Annotated in this window: 11 protein-coding genes; 3 read left to right on the top strand and 8 right to left on the bottom strand. The window is 40.4% G+C overall.

Annotated elements, in window-relative coordinates; genetic code table 11:
- Positions 1 to 13 precede the first annotated feature (13 nt).
- A complete protein-coding gene (locus tag CCK98_RS02635; RefSeq protein WP_088085162.1) occupies positions 14 to 241 on the bottom strand; it encodes a hypothetical protein in 228 nt (75 codons plus the stop codon).
- 245 nt (positions 242 to 486) lie between these two features.
- Between CCK98_RS02635 and CCK98_RS02630 the strand changes: the two genes are divergently transcribed.
- Entirely contained in the window at positions 487 to 1,215 is a 729-nt protein-coding gene (locus tag CCK98_RS02630; protein WP_256942233.1) for a hypothetical protein, read from the top strand.
- Positions 1,216 to 1,680: 465 nt separating this feature from the next.
- Here CCK98_RS02630 and CCK98_RS02625 read toward each other — a convergent pair whose 3' ends face one another.
- From CCK98_RS02625 to CCK98_RS02610, 4 genes are all read right to left on the bottom strand, one after another.
- Positions 1,681 to 3,153, bottom strand: coding sequence for a tagaturonate reductase (locus tag CCK98_RS02625; protein ID WP_088085161.1), 1,473 nt, complete (start codon positions 3,151 to 3,153; stop codon positions 1,681 to 1,683).
- 30 nt (positions 3,154 to 3,183) lie between these two features.
- The gene (locus CCK98_RS02620; protein WP_088085160.1) at positions 3,184 to 4,686 is read right to left on the bottom strand and encodes a UxaA family hydrolase; all 1,503 of its coding nucleotides are present in this window, start codon (positions 4,684 to 4,686) and stop codon (positions 3,184 to 3,186) included.
- Between the two features lie 87 nt (positions 4,687 to 4,773).
- Positions 4,774 to 5,577 carry a 5-deoxy-glucuronate isomerase gene (gene iolB / locus CCK98_RS02615; RefSeq protein WP_088085159.1) on the bottom strand — a complete coding sequence of 268 codons (804 nt, stop codon included), beginning with the start codon at positions 5,575 to 5,577 and terminating at the stop codon, positions 4,774 to 4,776.
- A 4-nt stretch (positions 5,578 to 5,581) separates the two neighbouring features.
- Positions 5,582 to 6,640 carry a LacI family DNA-binding transcriptional regulator gene (locus CCK98_RS02610; RefSeq protein WP_179195691.1) on the bottom strand — a complete coding sequence of 353 codons (1,059 nt, stop codon included), beginning with the start codon at positions 6,638 to 6,640 and terminating at the stop codon, positions 5,582 to 5,584.
- Positions 6,641 to 6,845: 205 nt separating this feature from the next.
- Between CCK98_RS02610 and CCK98_RS02605 the strand changes: the two genes are divergently transcribed.
- Positions 6,846 to 8,018, top strand: coding sequence for a Xaa-Pro peptidase family protein (locus CCK98_RS02605; protein WP_179195690.1), 1,173 nt, complete (start codon positions 6,846 to 6,848; stop codon positions 8,016 to 8,018).
- Positions 8,019 to 8,212: 194 nt separating this feature from the next.
- Positions 8,213 to 9,460, top strand: a complete 1,248-nt coding sequence (locus CCK98_RS02600; protein ID WP_218780140.1) for an MFS transporter — start codon at positions 8,213 to 8,215, stop codon at positions 9,458 to 9,460.
- A 297-nt stretch (positions 9,461 to 9,757) separates the two neighbouring features.
- On the opposite strand, the gene pruA is transcribed toward CCK98_RS02600, so the two are convergent.
- The 3 genes from pruA to ligA form a co-directional block, all read right to left on the bottom strand.
- Entirely contained in the window at positions 9,758 to 11,305 is a 1,548-nt protein-coding gene (gene pruA, locus CCK98_RS02595) for an L-glutamate gamma-semialdehyde dehydrogenase (RefSeq protein WP_088085156.1), read from the bottom strand.
- A 119-nt stretch (positions 11,306 to 11,424) separates the two neighbouring features.
- Positions 11,425 to 12,597 carry a CamS family sex pheromone protein gene (locus CCK98_RS02590; protein WP_088085155.1) on the bottom strand — a complete coding sequence of 391 codons (1,173 nt, stop codon included), beginning with the start codon at positions 12,595 to 12,597 and terminating at the stop codon, positions 11,425 to 11,427.
- A gap of 13 nt (positions 12,598 to 12,610) precedes the next feature.
- Positions 12,611 to 14,620, bottom strand: a complete 2,010-nt coding sequence (gene ligA / locus CCK98_RS02585) for an NAD-dependent DNA ligase LigA (protein ID WP_088085154.1) — start codon at positions 14,618 to 14,620, stop codon at positions 12,611 to 12,613.
- Positions 14,621 to 14,691: the final 71 nt, after the last annotated feature.

Below are 14,691 nucleotides of genomic sequence, written 5' to 3'. Positions count from 1 at the left end.
TCCTCTCTAGCGCTTATCCAAGTAAATCAAATATATCCCCAAAGATGGCAATAAGAATATAATTCACAGCTAACGCAATCGCAAACGTGATTCCCGCGCCCCGAACATTTTTCTGTCGAAATAATTTATACATAAACGTAATTCCTGCTGTGACAACAAAAATATTACAGATTAAAAATGTCAAAAGTAAATTTTCACTATGTTGGACTGATGTGACGTGAAATAGATATAATGGAATCAATTTTACAATCCCCCACACTTTTAGTTCCTTACTGCCTTTTCTCTATATTATCATTATTTTTACTATAGGTAACTTTATAAATTACATAAAATTCTTGCATTGGTTGAATTAGGTAATGTATTTTTTAAAAAAGTAAGTATCATTGAATGGAGGAATTCCCACTGAAAAAATCTATCCTATTTATGATCCTTTTTTATACCTTGTTTTTATCGGCTTGTAATCCGGTTAGGGTCCAAAAGTCGAGTATGGACCCTAATATGAGTGCCACTCCAACTGGTGTCATCCCTACAAAGTCTGATTGGAAGATCCAGGATCATCCGAATGCAAATGAGAAAATACCCATTTCACTGCTAATAATGGATCAGTCCAATAAACCGATTCAATCATTCGATACTGTTCATGAGAAAAAAATGCATTTATTTATTGTTAGTAAGGATTTAGCTTATTTTTCTCACATCCATCCAGAATATAAGGGAAATGGCGAATTTGATTTTACCACTAGTTTCCCCGCCGGCGGAGATTATAAGCTCATCTCTGAATTTACTCCGAAGGGTGGAGGGGACCCTAGTGTAGAAAATCATTGGGTCCAGATTGAAGGGGATGCCGCAGAAGGAAAACCTCTCGTCCCTGATCAGAAGCTAACCAAAGTCGTTGATGGCAAACAAGTGAAGCTCTCTTTTGACCAAATGATGGCTGGAATGACGGTCCATATGAATTTCACCATTAGTGATGCAAAAAACCATCAACCCATTAAAAATCTGCAGCCTTATTTAGGGGCAATGGGGCATGCGGTCGCCATGAGTAGTGATGCGGAAAAGTATTTACACATCCATCCGATGACAACAGAAGGAAATGGTCCAACGATAACCTTTATGACTATTTTTCCTGAAAAAGGCATTTATAAGATATGGGGCCAATTTCAGCACGATGGCAAAGTATTTACGGTTCCATTTGTGATAAACGTTCTAAAATAAAAGGCTATGTTAAAGGTCATTGTGGTTTTATAGCCAAGTTGATTGGAGCGGAAGGCGCGAAGACTCCTGCGGGAGGACGGGGCAGGGAATAATGATAAAGTATTCCCTATTTTAATAGCCTTTGCTCTCGTTGAGCAAAGGCTATTTTTTTACGAGTTCCTACTATAATAGTAGATTTCAGTCATACAAAAGGGACACCATTTATCATAGTCACATCATCCCCTTTCACCCAGCGTTTTCGAATTGCACTCCACCCCTGTATAATATCTTCTCAATTCCACCGAATCCTTCCCCTAAAGTTTTTCAACATAATGTCAACTATGTTGAATTCCCTTGGTGTCGCTCATGGGAGTTCATAAGAAAAGCGGCCTGGATCGATTTTAATTACTGATATAAATATAAATTGAAAATTAAAGAACAATACCATCGTTTCCCCAAATGTTACGACATCCATATTCTAAACCCCTATCCCTTTTCTATTAGTATAGCTATGGCATTTTCCATTCCTGACTCCACAATCGTAGAAAGGTAACGACATACGGTTTCAGGTAAATCATCAATTTCAGTTAAATCTCTTTCCCATAAGGATTGAGTCGATAAGATCGTCTTTACCATGTTTTCTAAACGTGCGTTTCCATTGTTCAGTTGACTCCAGCCATGCATGAACAATTCAATCACTTCTGGTTGATCACGGATGACCTGACTGCTGCCCTGTAATCGTTCTGGCTGGTAATAGGCGAATAGAGCCGCAAGCGAGAACGATACGATTTCAGGCAGTTTATTCTTTTGATTCGTCCAATCCTCCAGTGTAGGAAAAAGTCTGCTCTTATATTTAAATATCGCATTTAAACCGATATCACTGAGAAAATGCTGATTAAACGGGTTGGAGAAACGCTCGATAACCGAATCCGCAAACGCTTTTGTTTGAAACTCGTTCATCTTGATTACTGGAAGAATTTCCGAATAAATCCCACGTCCGACGTATTCTCGCAACAGTTCATCCTCCATTGTCTCGAGCACCGTCTTTTTTCCAGAAAGATATCCTGCCGCAAACATCATCGTATGTGCGCCATTTAAGATCCTAACCTTGATATCACGGAAAGGCCTTACATCTGACCAGAACACATTCAATCCAGCCTTGTGAAAAGGTATGTCATCAGCCGTCTCTTCATCGGCTTCAATTGCAAACAAATGATAAGGCTCACCTACCGTAATCAATTCATCTTCATATCCTAATCTAGTTCGATATTCATCAATATCATTTTTGGGATAACCTGTAACGATGCGATCGACAAGTGTATTACAAAATTTATTACTTGCTTGAACCCAATCAATGAATGAATCTGGCAGCTTCCAATCGTTCGCTATGCGCAGGACAATTTCTCTTAATAGATTCCCATTATCTTCTAGTAATTCACAAGGTAATATCACAAGTCCTGCCTCTGCTGCACCATTCATCACCTGGTAACGATGGTAGAGAAAAGCTGTCAATTTTCCTGGAAACGAAAGCGGTGATTCCTCTGAATTGTATTCCTCTGCGGAATAGCTTAAGCCTGCTTCGGTGGTATTGGAAAAAACGAAACGGATATCCTTATTTTCAGCTACCTTCAATACTTCCTGCCAATCGTTATAAGGGTTGATCCCTCTACTAATAGAAGAAACTACTTCAACTTTATCGATAATTTCTCCGTTTTCCATTCCCCTAAGTGCTACCGTATACAGACCATCTTGATCATTCAGCTTCGGAACCACTTTCCCGTGTGGAGTTGGTTGAATGGCAACTATTTTCCCGTTAAACAAACCTTGTTTGTTCATTTCGTGGACCATCCAGTCGATAAAACCACGCAAGAAATTCCCTTCCCCAAACTGAATGATACGTTCTGGTAATTGATCCATGTGTTTATGTTCAGTAAACCATTGTTTACTTAGTCTTTTCATGAGAAAACACTCTCCCCCGAATCTTTTAACTTAGAGAATGACACCATCTTTGAAGATGGCAATTTCCTTAAACCCATACTGCTCATTTTTGGTTCGGGTATCACCAGAAGCCAGCTTAACGATATATTCAAAGAAATCATGTTTCAGGCTATCCATATCCGTGCCCTCAATAAGCTGCCCAGCATTATAGTCAATCCAATTTTTCTTTTTCTCGAAAAGTGCAGTATTGGTAGAAATTTTTACAGTTGGGACCGGACCGCCAAAGGGAGTCCCTCTGCCCGTAGTAAACAATACGATATGGGCCCCAGATGCTGCTAATGCCGTAACAGATACCAAATCATTCCCAGGTCCTTCCACCAGATTCAATCCTGTTTTGGTAACCCGTTCTCCATAAGGTAAAACATCCACTACTTCACTAAATCCGCCTTTTTGAACACAGCCTAGCGATTTTTCCTCCAAGGTTGTAATACCGCCTGCTTTATTTCCTGGAGATGGGTTCTCGTAAATCACCTGGTCATGGCGGATGAAATATTCCTTAAAGTCATTAACTAAATCCACTGTTTTCAAAAATACATCTTCATTCGTAGCCCGGTACATGAGTATGGTTTCTGCCCCAAACATCTCAGGAACTTCCGTCATGATCGTCGTTCCCCCTCGTTCCACTAACAGATCAGAAAAAGCCCCGACAAGCGGATTACCGGTTATCCCTGAAAAACCGTCTGATCCTCCGCACTTTAGACCTACCTTAAGCTTAGAAACTGGAACCGGCTGGCGTTTAAATCCTTCCGCATAATCGACCAATTCACTAATAAGAGTCAGTCCTTCTTCCAATTCGTCGTCCGCTTTTTGGACTTCTAAAAATTTTACACGTTCACTCTCATATTCACCAATGGACTGTTTAAATAGGTCCACATAATTGTTTTCACATCCAAGGCCTAATACGAGAATTCCCGCAGCATTCGGATGATTTACAAGATTGGCCAGTATTTTTTGTGTATTGACCAAGTCATCTCCAAGCTGGGAACAGCCGAACGGATGAGGAAAATGAAACACTCCGTCAATGTCACGGTCTTTATGGGTTTCAGTACCCATTTTCGCGAGAAGCTCAGCTGTTTTGTTAATGCAGCCTACTGTATTGATTATCCAAATTTCATTGCGAATGCCTACCTCGCCGTTATTTCGCACATATCCCTTAAAGGTGCAGTCTGAAGCCAGCACTTTGACTTCTTCGCTTGATCTCTGATTGTATTGATAATCTAATTTCTCGCCTAAATTGGTTTGAACATTATGGGTATGAACCCATTCTCCTTCCTCAATATCTGATTTGGCCGAGCCAATGGGGTATCCAAACTTTAGGATGTTTTCCGTAATTGAAATTTTTTTGATGGCAATCTTATGACCAAAAGAAACATCTGTTTTCAGGGTAATTTTTTTACTATTGATTAAAATTTCTTCACCTACAGGTAAATCGCGCAAAGCGACACACACTGAATCATCTGGATGAATAAGTAGATAAGTAGCTTTATCTTTCATGATTACACCCTTTTCGATAGAATTTGGACAAACAATAGACATAGCCGGATAAGTCTAGCTATGTCTATTGTCTAATTTCCTAAATATTTAATTTAGAGAATGAACCCACTTGTGATCTGGGTCATCATATGGCTTCAAGGTTCTTCCTTCTTCTCCAGCCATGAACCACAAATAGTAAACCTGGTAACCTCCCGCAGCATTTACTGGGTGATACCCCTTATCGATCGCGAAGCTGTCGCCATTACGAATGATATAAGCGTCATCAATGCTGCCATCTTTTGTATAATGAAGCTGCACACCGAATCCTTGCTCTGGATTCGCTTGATAATGATAGATTTCCTCTAAGTTTGGCTCTTCAGGATAATGCTCGCCATCATGCTTGTGAGGTGGATAACTGGACCATTCTCCTGCATAATTAAATGTTTCGCCTAAGATCATTCGCTGGACTCTGCCATTCGCATTGTCAGCGATAATGTCGTGAACTTCGCGTTTCCAATTGTTTTTTCCACGCTGATGAATAACGACATCGTCTGGTCTGACGACAAAAGGCTCGAATTTTTCTTCTGCCTTAACTTTACAAACAGCAACATCCAAATCTGTTTCTCCCTTGATTACATACTCTGAATGACAAGGGATATAGGCCGTTGTTGCTTTTCCGCTGAAAACATTCTCGCGTCCGCCTAACTGATTCCATGTCTGGCCCTCACAAGCTATGGTGGCAGTCCCCTTTAAAAGAACAAGAGCGGTTTCAAAACCGTTAGTTTCGCTTGTGTATTCCTGACCCGCTTTTAACGAAATTTTCCCAAAGGCTAAATATTTTAAGAGCGGACTTTCTTCCTGGAAGATATCTTGATAGCCTTCAAATTCCTTCGTTTTAAAAAAACGTTCCATTAAATTAGTCTCCTTCCGCTGACAGAACCCTCTTGGAAACTTTAGAAGAATTAACCGATTTGGTTGAATTCCCTTCTTTTAAGATGGGATATACCATTGTGAGTCTTTCAAAGGGTTCATTTTCGTTTCCATTTCCTTTAATAATTTTCACCAAAGTACTAGCAATTGTCTCGCCCATTTCAAAAAGCGGTAATGACATTGTTGTTAAAGTTGGATTCGTAAACTTCGACATAGCTATTCCATCAAAACCGATTACTGATATATCTTCAGGTACTTTCAAATTTAAATCTGTACATGCCTGAATGACATGTGCTGCTGCTAAATCGTTATAGGTTGTTATCGAAGTAACACTTTGGTTTATCAATTGCTCAGTCATTTTATGGACGCCTTTGTTATCAACTTCTACTTGCTTGATCAAATCTTTATCTAAAGGAATACCAAAGTCCTGCAAAGCCTTTTTATATCCTTCCAATCTTTGAACACTACTGTAAGCACGCGGAGGACCTACAATGATTCCAATTTTGGAATGTCCTTGTTCAATTAAGTATTTGGTTGCGACATAACCGCCATGAGTCGCATCAACAACGATACTAGCAGCTCCATCTACTTCAAGATCACGATTTAGCAAAACAACGGGTGATATTTCAGGTATCAATTTCCGTAGGTTCGCATCGTCAAGTCTTGGACTGCATAAGATCATTCCATCCACATTGTAATTCTTTGATAGTTGAATAAACGAATTTTCTAGTTCGACATCCTCTTCAGTCGTCATGAGAAAGACATTTAGGCTATTTTCTCGAAGAGTACGCTCAATCCCACGTACAATTTCCGCAAAGAACGGATTTGCAATATCAGGTAGTAATAAAGCAATCATATTGGTTTTTCTTGTAACCATACTTCTTGCTTGAAGACTCGGTTGGAATCCATGTTTCTCAATAATTCGCTGTACTTGTTTTCGGGTGGCTTCATTCACCTCTGGTTTATTATTTAAAACCCTGGAAATTGTCTGGCGTGATACACCAGCCATTTTTGCAATATCCATAATCGTTAGCTTTTTTCCCATTTGTATCATATCCTTCTTTTGTGAACGCTCACAACTTCTACACAATTAAGTTAACAGTTACTCTATCAAGCTGTCAATACAGTTTTTGAAAAAAATATATTTTTAAAAATTATCTGAAAACTATATTGACTAAACCTTACTACATAACATATTGTTTAATTGTGAACGTTCACAATGATCACAAAAACGAATGGGGGAACTCGAAATGTCAGTAGAAGTAGTAGCAACGGAATTTGAACGTAGATTAGCCCGTACGAGAGAAAAAATGAAGGAAGCAGGTATAGATGTTCTTTTCGTTTATAGTGATGAATATCATCCTGGGTATTCATTCTATTATACAAACTTTCGTACGATCAACTGTATTGAAGAATCCGCACACGCTCTTTTTATCCCATTAGAAGGCGAAATCCAAGCGTTTTTAGGAAACCTAAATCGTTTCGCTGCGAAGCGTTTCTCTTGGATAAAAAACGTGAATAACATTTATGAGATGAGAGATTTATTACCAAAATATGTTAGCGAACTTTCTTATCCAGTTAAAACAGTTGGTGTTGTTGGTGAGGAATTGTTCCCAATATCTTTGTATCGAGAAATGGAGAAGGCATTTGTAAAAGACGGCATTAACATTGTAGATGCCGGTGAAATTGTGGTACAGGAACGCCTCTATAAAAGTAAGACTGAATTAGATTTAATCCGAGTAGCAGGTAAATTAGCCGATGACAGTATTTTGGCTGCGCTTGAACAACTGCAAGTCGGAAAAACAGAAATTGAACTATCAGCCATCGGTGAGTATGTAACGCGTTCCCGCGGCGGTGAAATTGGATCCGCTTACTTAGTAGTTTCCGGTCCTGATCACACCAATCTTCCAACATGGAGACCAATGGAACGTAGAATTGAACGGGGCGAATATGTGTGGTTCGATTTTAACCCTATGGTTCAAGGCTACTGTTCTGATACCGGCATTACAGTTGCCATGGAAGGGGCCACTGAAGAACAAATCAGAATCATGGATTTCGCCTATGATACAAATCAGCGTATGGTGGAAATTATCAAGCCGGGTATGACAGGTAAACAGTTGTTCCAAGAAACACTACGCATTTGTGAAAATGCCGGTTTAGCTGACTATTTCCTCCCATATACAAAAGGAATGAGAGCAATTGGACATGGAGTTGGCTTAGAAGTAGTCGAAACACCGGATTTAGGACCTAACAGTGAATTTGTTTTTGAGCCAAATATGGTTTTTGGAATTAAATTTGACCTACATGGATTCCCATTTGGTGGGGTACGTGTAGAACCAACCGTAATCATCACTGAAAATGGTGCGGAGCCAGTGAACGATCTTCGTGGACTAAGACGTAAATACGAATCGAATTTTAAATAAGGACATCCATCGATAATGCTCCAACTCCAGCACCGGAAAGTTAAATTTCCGGTGCCCATAAGAAAGTTTTTGTAAGCGCAACCAGGTTCTCTTAGCAATGGTATTTATTTATTATCGCTCGCTTGTTCCGTATTTGAGGTAAAATTTTAGTAACTTTATTAACAGTAATAACCACAGAGAAGGTTGTGATAAATTTGATCAAATCAAAATGGATAAGAATTGCCCTCCCGTTTATGATTGGATTGTTTATAGCTTACCTGGATAGATCTAATTTATCTGTAGGGATAGAGGGAATGTCAAAAGAACTTGGTTTCTCCGGATCTGACTTTTCAGTTACATCCAGCTGGGCATTAAGTGCTTTTTTAATTGGTTATGGCTTGGCAAATTTTTTTGGCGGTATTTTAACCTATAGAATGAATCCTAAAACCGTTGTTATCTTCGTGTATGCATTATGGTCAATTGCTACACTTTTAACCGGTTGGGTTAATTCAGTAGGGCTTTTAATCTTCTTCCGCCTTATTCTCGGAATTGGTGAGGGTATTTATTGGCCTCAACAATCTCGATTTGTGCAAGCGTGGTTTACAAAAAAAGAACTAACTGTAGCTAATACGGTCATTCAGCATTATGGTCAATTTTTATCCCTTGGTTTAGGGTTTTTGATACTTATACCTATAAATGCAAATTTGGGTTGGAAACCACTTTTTATTATTCTAGGAACCGCAGGTTTGGTTATTGTAGTGCCTCTTTATTTATGGCTGCTTAAAAAAGAACCTGACGGAGTGGAAACCAAGCCCAAAGAGGAACAAAGTTCCCAAGAAAAGTTGACCTTTCGTTCTTTAGGTGGTTCGCGCTTTCTATTGTTGATAGGTGCTCACTTAGGCCAAAATATGCTTTTTTGGGGAATTACTCTTTGGATTCCACTCGCTGTCAAATCCCTTGGTTTTACTGGACTGACACAAGGACTCCTCAGTGGATTGCCTTACTTGGCTGCGGTGATTTTAACGATTCCGATGTCCATCATCAGTGATCGAACAGGAAAACGTGTCTTAATTGCAACTGTTGGTTTAGTATTCGCAGGTATCTTATTAGTTTTCCTTCCGGTGGTTGATAGCTCTGTTGGAAAAATAGCTCTCATTACGCTCTCCTTAGGAACACTCATTAGCACTTACACAGCAAATTTTTGGGCGATCATTCAATCGAGTGTGTCTCCAAGCTCTGTTGGTCCAGCTATCGGAATTGTTAACGGGATAGGAGTAGGACTCGGGGGAACGATTTCGAGTTTTATCGTCGGTTTGTTGTTGAAGCAGACTGGTTCTTACATTCCTGGTTTTACAGTTATTAGCTTCATAGCAATTCTTGGCGGGCTTATACTGTACCTTTATGGTCGAACTCTTAGTCCAAAAAATTCACGGATTAAAGCTGACAAGCAGATTGTATCGTAAACCAAAGATCTTAAAGTACCCTGTGTAACAGTTTTAGGACTTGTGGTTTCAGACTAATGACAAACCCCTGTTCAAAAATACGTTTTGAATTGGGGCTATCTGTTTTTTAAATATAAATAAAGTCCCATCCAATTTTTAGGTTGGTCGAGACCCCGCAGGCGCTTAGCGCCGAGGAGGCTCCCCTGACCGCCCGCGGAAAGCGAAGCGCCTGGAGAGGAAATCAACAGCCAAGTTTAATAGAGCCAAATAAAAAACCCCTTCTCGCATTGAGAAGGGGTTTAACTATTTTATGACTAATTAGTACATTTCAGACGTTGTTTTTGCCTGCATATGAAGCAGCAAGTAATCAGGACCGCCTGCTTTGGAGTCAGTTCCGGACATATTGAAGCCGCCAAATGGCTGATAACCAACGATGGCTCCAGTACAAGATCGGTTAAAATACAGGTTTCCAACATGGAAGTCTTCACGAGCTTGTTCCATGTGGGCACGATTTGTAGTAATAACTGCACCAGTTAAGCCGTACTCCGTGTTGTTAGCAATTTCAAGCGCTTCATCGAAGTTCTTTGCCTTTGTGAAACCAACAACAGGTCCGAAAATTTCTTCTTGCATAATACGTGCTTTAGGAGCAAGATCCGCAATAACCGTTGGTTTAATGAAATAACCTTTGGAATTATCCCCTTCGCCGCCAGCCATTAACTTACCTTCTTGCTTGCCGATTTCAATGTATTCCATGATTTTTTTGAAAGCGTTATTGTCGTTAACAGGGCCCATGAACGTAGCTTGTTCAGTTGGATCTCCAACCGTTAACTCATTCGTTAACTCAACGACGCGATTCAAAACTTGATCATAAACACTTTCTACGATTATCGCACGTGAACATGCAGAACATTTTTGACCTGAGAAGCCAAATGCGCCTGCAACAATTGATTGAGCAGCAAGCTCTAGATCTGCTTCACTATCAACCACGATGGTATCTTTACCGCCCATTTCAGCAATCAAACGTTTCATCCATACTTGTCCTGGGTTCACTTTCGAAGAACGCTCGAAAATTCGAAGTCCAACATCACGGGAACCAGTAAAGCTGATAAAGCGAGTATCTTTATGGTCCACTAAATAGTCGCCCACTTCAGCACCGCTTCCTGGTACGAAATTAAGAACACCTTTAGGCAGACCTGCTTCTTCCATGACTTCAACAAACTTCGCTGCAATCACAGGAGTAGTTGAAGCGGGTTTTAATAGAACTGGGTTACCAGAAACGATAGCTGCTACTGTAGTTCCTGCCATGATCGCAAATGGGAAATTCCATGGCGAGATAATAACACCAACACCAAGTGGGATATAGGAATAACGATTAAATTCATTCGGACGGCTTTGAACGGGTACGCCATCTTTAAGTGCTAGCATTTGGCGTGCATAGTACTCAAGGAAATCAATTCCTTCAGCGGTATCTGCATCCGCTTCTCTCCATGGCTTACCAGCTTCTTTCGTCATAAGAGCAGAAAATTCGTGTTTGCGGCGGCGAATAATGGCTGCTGCTTTAAATAATACATCCGCGCGGACTTCAGGTTTAACTTTTTTCCAAGTTTTAAATGCTTCGACTGCTGCTTGCATTGCTTTTTCAGCTAGGTCTTGGCTAGCTTTTGAAACGCGGCCAATTACTTCTTCCTTATTGGAAGGATTATAAGAAACAATTTTATCTTCTGTTGCAATTCTTTCTCCATCAATAACTAAGTCGTAATCCTGACCTAAGTAACCTTCAACTGTTTTTAACGCCTTTAGATAGGCCTGACGGTTCTCTTCAATCGTAAAATCTGTAAATGGTTCGTGCTTGTAAGGTTGTACCATTTGTTAAAACCTCCTATGTATTAAAAACGTTTACACTCCACTGTTCATTCTAACATGTTTCATTTAAACGCCGCAAACAAAGATAATTCAAAAAAAGAGACCCGGCAATATGCCAAGTCTTATTGGTAAATATGGACAAAAGGTTCCTCTTCATTAGCCTTTCGGACGATCAGTGCTTCAGGACCATCCACAGATGTAACACTTACCGAGACAGACAAATACTTAGGAAAATGTTCCATGACAAGGCCGGTTACATACTGCGTAAAACCAATTCCTTCTGTTTTTCCATAAAATTGAATTGGAATATTAATATTTAAATCCTGCAATTGGTCTCCCATGTAAAAGGCTCTGCCAATCACACCATTATAGTTAGGAAAATACTCCTCCACATCCTGCTTAAAATTTAAAAACGCAGTGACATCATCACGATGTTCTTCCTGTGCATCTGCGGAAGGGAAAAGAAAGTACTTTTCATTTACATTTTCCCAGCCATTTAAAGTAGTGCTGCCATTGTCGACAGTGGAATAGGTAATAAAGTTACCAGGAACGACGGAAGATTTACTTGCTTGCTCAAACAAGGCAATCGAAATTGGAACGTCCTTTAAAGACTTTATGCTCCTCATACGCTTTACCACTTCTGCAGCTATTTTCTTCCCTTCACTGACCATTTCTGAATGCGGGACTTTTTCCTCAAGGGTATCGCCGTCTGATGTCTGTTTATAGTAGTAAACTGAATTTAAGGCAAGGCCAATCGTAACACCGCCGAGTGTTACATTCCCCTTTTCATTTTTTATTAAGTAGTCGTGTTCTAAAATATGAGCTAAATAGATTGGCGAACTCGGTTCACCCTTACTCCCAGTATTCACAGGATTTAGCCCAATATTATCAGCATCTTTTAGTGTTTTATCCTCTTTTTTCATTTCATTGAACTGCTCTTTTGTGTATTTACGTTTTAACCAAAGTCTTATTGTCTCTTCTTTGATTTCCCGTCCTTCACGAAACAAATATTTTTCTGTATCAAAAGAATTTTGGGCAATTCTCATTAAGCCCATTTCAAACTCGTTTAAGTCATATCTTGTATTGATATTATTGACAACCAATCCGCGTGCTTCCCCTGGTTCAAATGGCAAAATTGTCCGGTAATAGCTGTCCGAAATATTATACTTTGGAATAATTGCCTTCCCTTTCACTTTCTCCTTCGTTTGCACAACCTCATTTTGCTTCTCAAAGTTTGGTGCACAGGCACTCAGCAAAAAGACAAGGGAGAGAGCGAGCAATGAGAACTTTCTCACGTCGATACACCTCTTATTTATTTAATTCAACTAGGAGTTTCTCCTCGTCCCACACTTCAATTCCTAGTTCTTGTGCTTTGGTAAGTTTTGAACCCGCCTCTACACCAGCAATGACAAGGTGTGTTTTTTTGCTGACACTGCCAGCCACATTCCCGCCCAGCGCTTCGATTTTATCCTTTGCTTCATTCCTGGATAAACGTTCCAGCTTTCCTGTAAGAACAACGGTCTTTCCTGCAAAGATGGAATCGGAATTTTCTGCAGAAACTGGTCTGGAACCCTTATATTCCATATTAACACCAGCAGCAATTAATTCGTTGATTAACTCCACAGCCTCTTCTTTTTCAAAAAAGGCGACGATAGAATCCGCCATTTTATCACCAATTTCATTAACCGCGATTAAATCTTCCTTCGTGGCCGCTGCGAGTTTGTCCATCGTACCAAATTGTTGGGCTAACGTTTTTGCGGCTTTGGCACCAACATGACGGATCCCTAGTCCAAATAAAAGCTTTTCAAGTGAATTATCTTTCGATATCTCAATGGCTTTAATAAGATTAGTAGCTGATTTCTCACCCATTCTTTCAAGGGCTAGAAGCTGTTCACGAGTAAGCTTATAAATATCGGCAACATCTGCAATTAATTTTTCAGCAAAAAGCTGGCTGATGACCTTTTCCCCAAGACCCTCGATGTTCATCGCGACCCTTGAAACAAAATGAATTAAGCCTTCCCGGAGCTGTGCAGGACATTTAGGGTTAATACAGCGTAAAGCCACTTCACCTTCAAAACGCACGAGCTCACTTTCACACTCGGGACAATGAGTCGGCATGTGGAATTCCACTTCTTCCCCTGTCCGTTGGTCAGCCAAAACATTGACCACCTCTGGAATAATATCCCCTGCCTTTTTGATAACGACTTTGTCACCAAGCTTGATATCCTTTTCCCGGATTAAATCCTCATTGTGCAAGGAGGCACGCTGTACAGTTGTTCCTGCTACTTTGACTGGCTCAAGAATGGCCGTAGGGGTAATCACACCTGTTCTACCAACACTTAACTCAATATCTAAAAGAGTTGTGACCACTTCTTCTGCAGGGAACTTGTAAGCAATGGCCCAGCGCGGACTTTTTGCTGTCGTTCCGAGTGCAGCCTGGTGGGCATAGGAATCTACTTTAATGACGATTCCATCAATCTCATAGGGAAGGTGCGGGCGCTTTTCGACCCAGCTATTGACATATTCGATCACTTCGTCAACCGATGCACACTTGTTCCGCTCATGATTTGTTTTAAAGCCGAGTCGATCCAAGTAATCAAGGCCTTCACTATGTGACTCTATCTCACTGCTTTCACTGATATTTCCAATTCCATATAAAAAGACATCCAGCCTTCTAGAAGCAGCAATTTTCGGATCAAGCTGTCTTAGCGATCCTGCTGCTGCATTTCTAGGGTTGGCAAATAGCTCCTCGCCGCGTTCTTCCCTTGTTTGATTCAAGGCCTCAAACGAGCGCTTGGGCATATAAGCTTCGCCGCGAACCTCCAAGGAAACATTTTCGCGGAGACGGAGCGGGACGGATTTGATGGTTTTTATATTAGCGGTAATATCTTCACCAATGGTCCCATCTCCACGGGTAGCGCCTTGTGCAAATAGACCATCCTCATATCGTAACGATACAGCCAGGCCGTCAATTTTCAACTCACATACATAAGAAATATCGTCCCCGACAGCTTGACGGATGCGACGGTCAAAATCCCTTAAATCTTGCTCGTTAAAAGCATTGCCAAGACTAAGCATCGGTGAACGATGCTCTACCTTTTCAAACAGATCGAGCACGGTGCCGCCAACCCTCAGTGACGGCGAATCTGCTGTTTTTAATTGCGGAAATTTCTCCTCAAGTTCCAACAGTTCATGCATTAATTTGTCATATTCAGCATCTGGTACAGATGGTTTGTCTAAAACATAGTATTCATAGCCATAATGATTTAGCAGGCTGCTTATTTCAGTAATTCTCTTTTCTGCACTTTGAAGGTCCATATATTCAGTCCTTTCCTTAAGGCTTTCTTAAACTTGTCTGTTGATTTCCGCTCCATGCACTTCGCTTTCCG

This window comes from Bacillus sp. OV166, assembly GCF_900177675.1.
Classification (GTDB): Bacteria; Bacillota; Bacilli; order Bacillales; family Cytobacillaceae; genus Neobacillus.
This window is presented reverse-complemented; position numbering and strand designations above follow the sequence as displayed.

What these genes read in the sequence shown, in the direction of transcription:
- CCK98_RS02630 (WP_256942233.1), top strand. Translation starts at nt 487, where the DNA reads ATGGACCCTAATATGAGTGCCACTCCAACTGGTGTCATCCCTACAAAG.
- CCK98_RS02625 (WP_088085161.1), bottom strand. Translation starts at nt 3,153, where the DNA reads ATGAAAAGACTAAGTAAACAATGGTTTACTGAACATAAACACATGGAT.
- CCK98_RS02620 (WP_088085160.1), bottom strand. Translation starts at nt 4,686, where the DNA reads ATGAAAGATAAAGCTACTTATCTACTTATTCATCCAGATGATTCAGTG.
- iolB (WP_088085159.1), bottom strand. Translation starts at nt 5,577, where the DNA reads ATGGAACGTTTTTTTAAAACGAAGGAATTTGAAGGCTATCAAGATATC.
- CCK98_RS02610 (WP_179195691.1), bottom strand. Translation starts at nt 6,640, where the DNA reads ATGGGAAAAAAGCTAACGATTATGGATATTGCAAAAATGGCTGGTGTA.
- CCK98_RS02605 (WP_179195690.1), top strand. Translation starts at nt 6,846, where the DNA reads ATGTCAGTAGAAGTAGTAGCAACGGAATTTGAACGTAGATTAGCCCGT.
- pruA (WP_088085156.1), bottom strand. Translation starts at nt 11,305, where the DNA reads ATGGTACAACCTTACAAGCACGAACCATTTACAGATTTTACGATTGAA.
- ligA (WP_088085154.1), bottom strand. Translation starts at nt 14,620, where the DNA reads ATGGACCTTCAAAGTGCAGAAAAGAGAATTACTGAAATAAGCAGCCTG.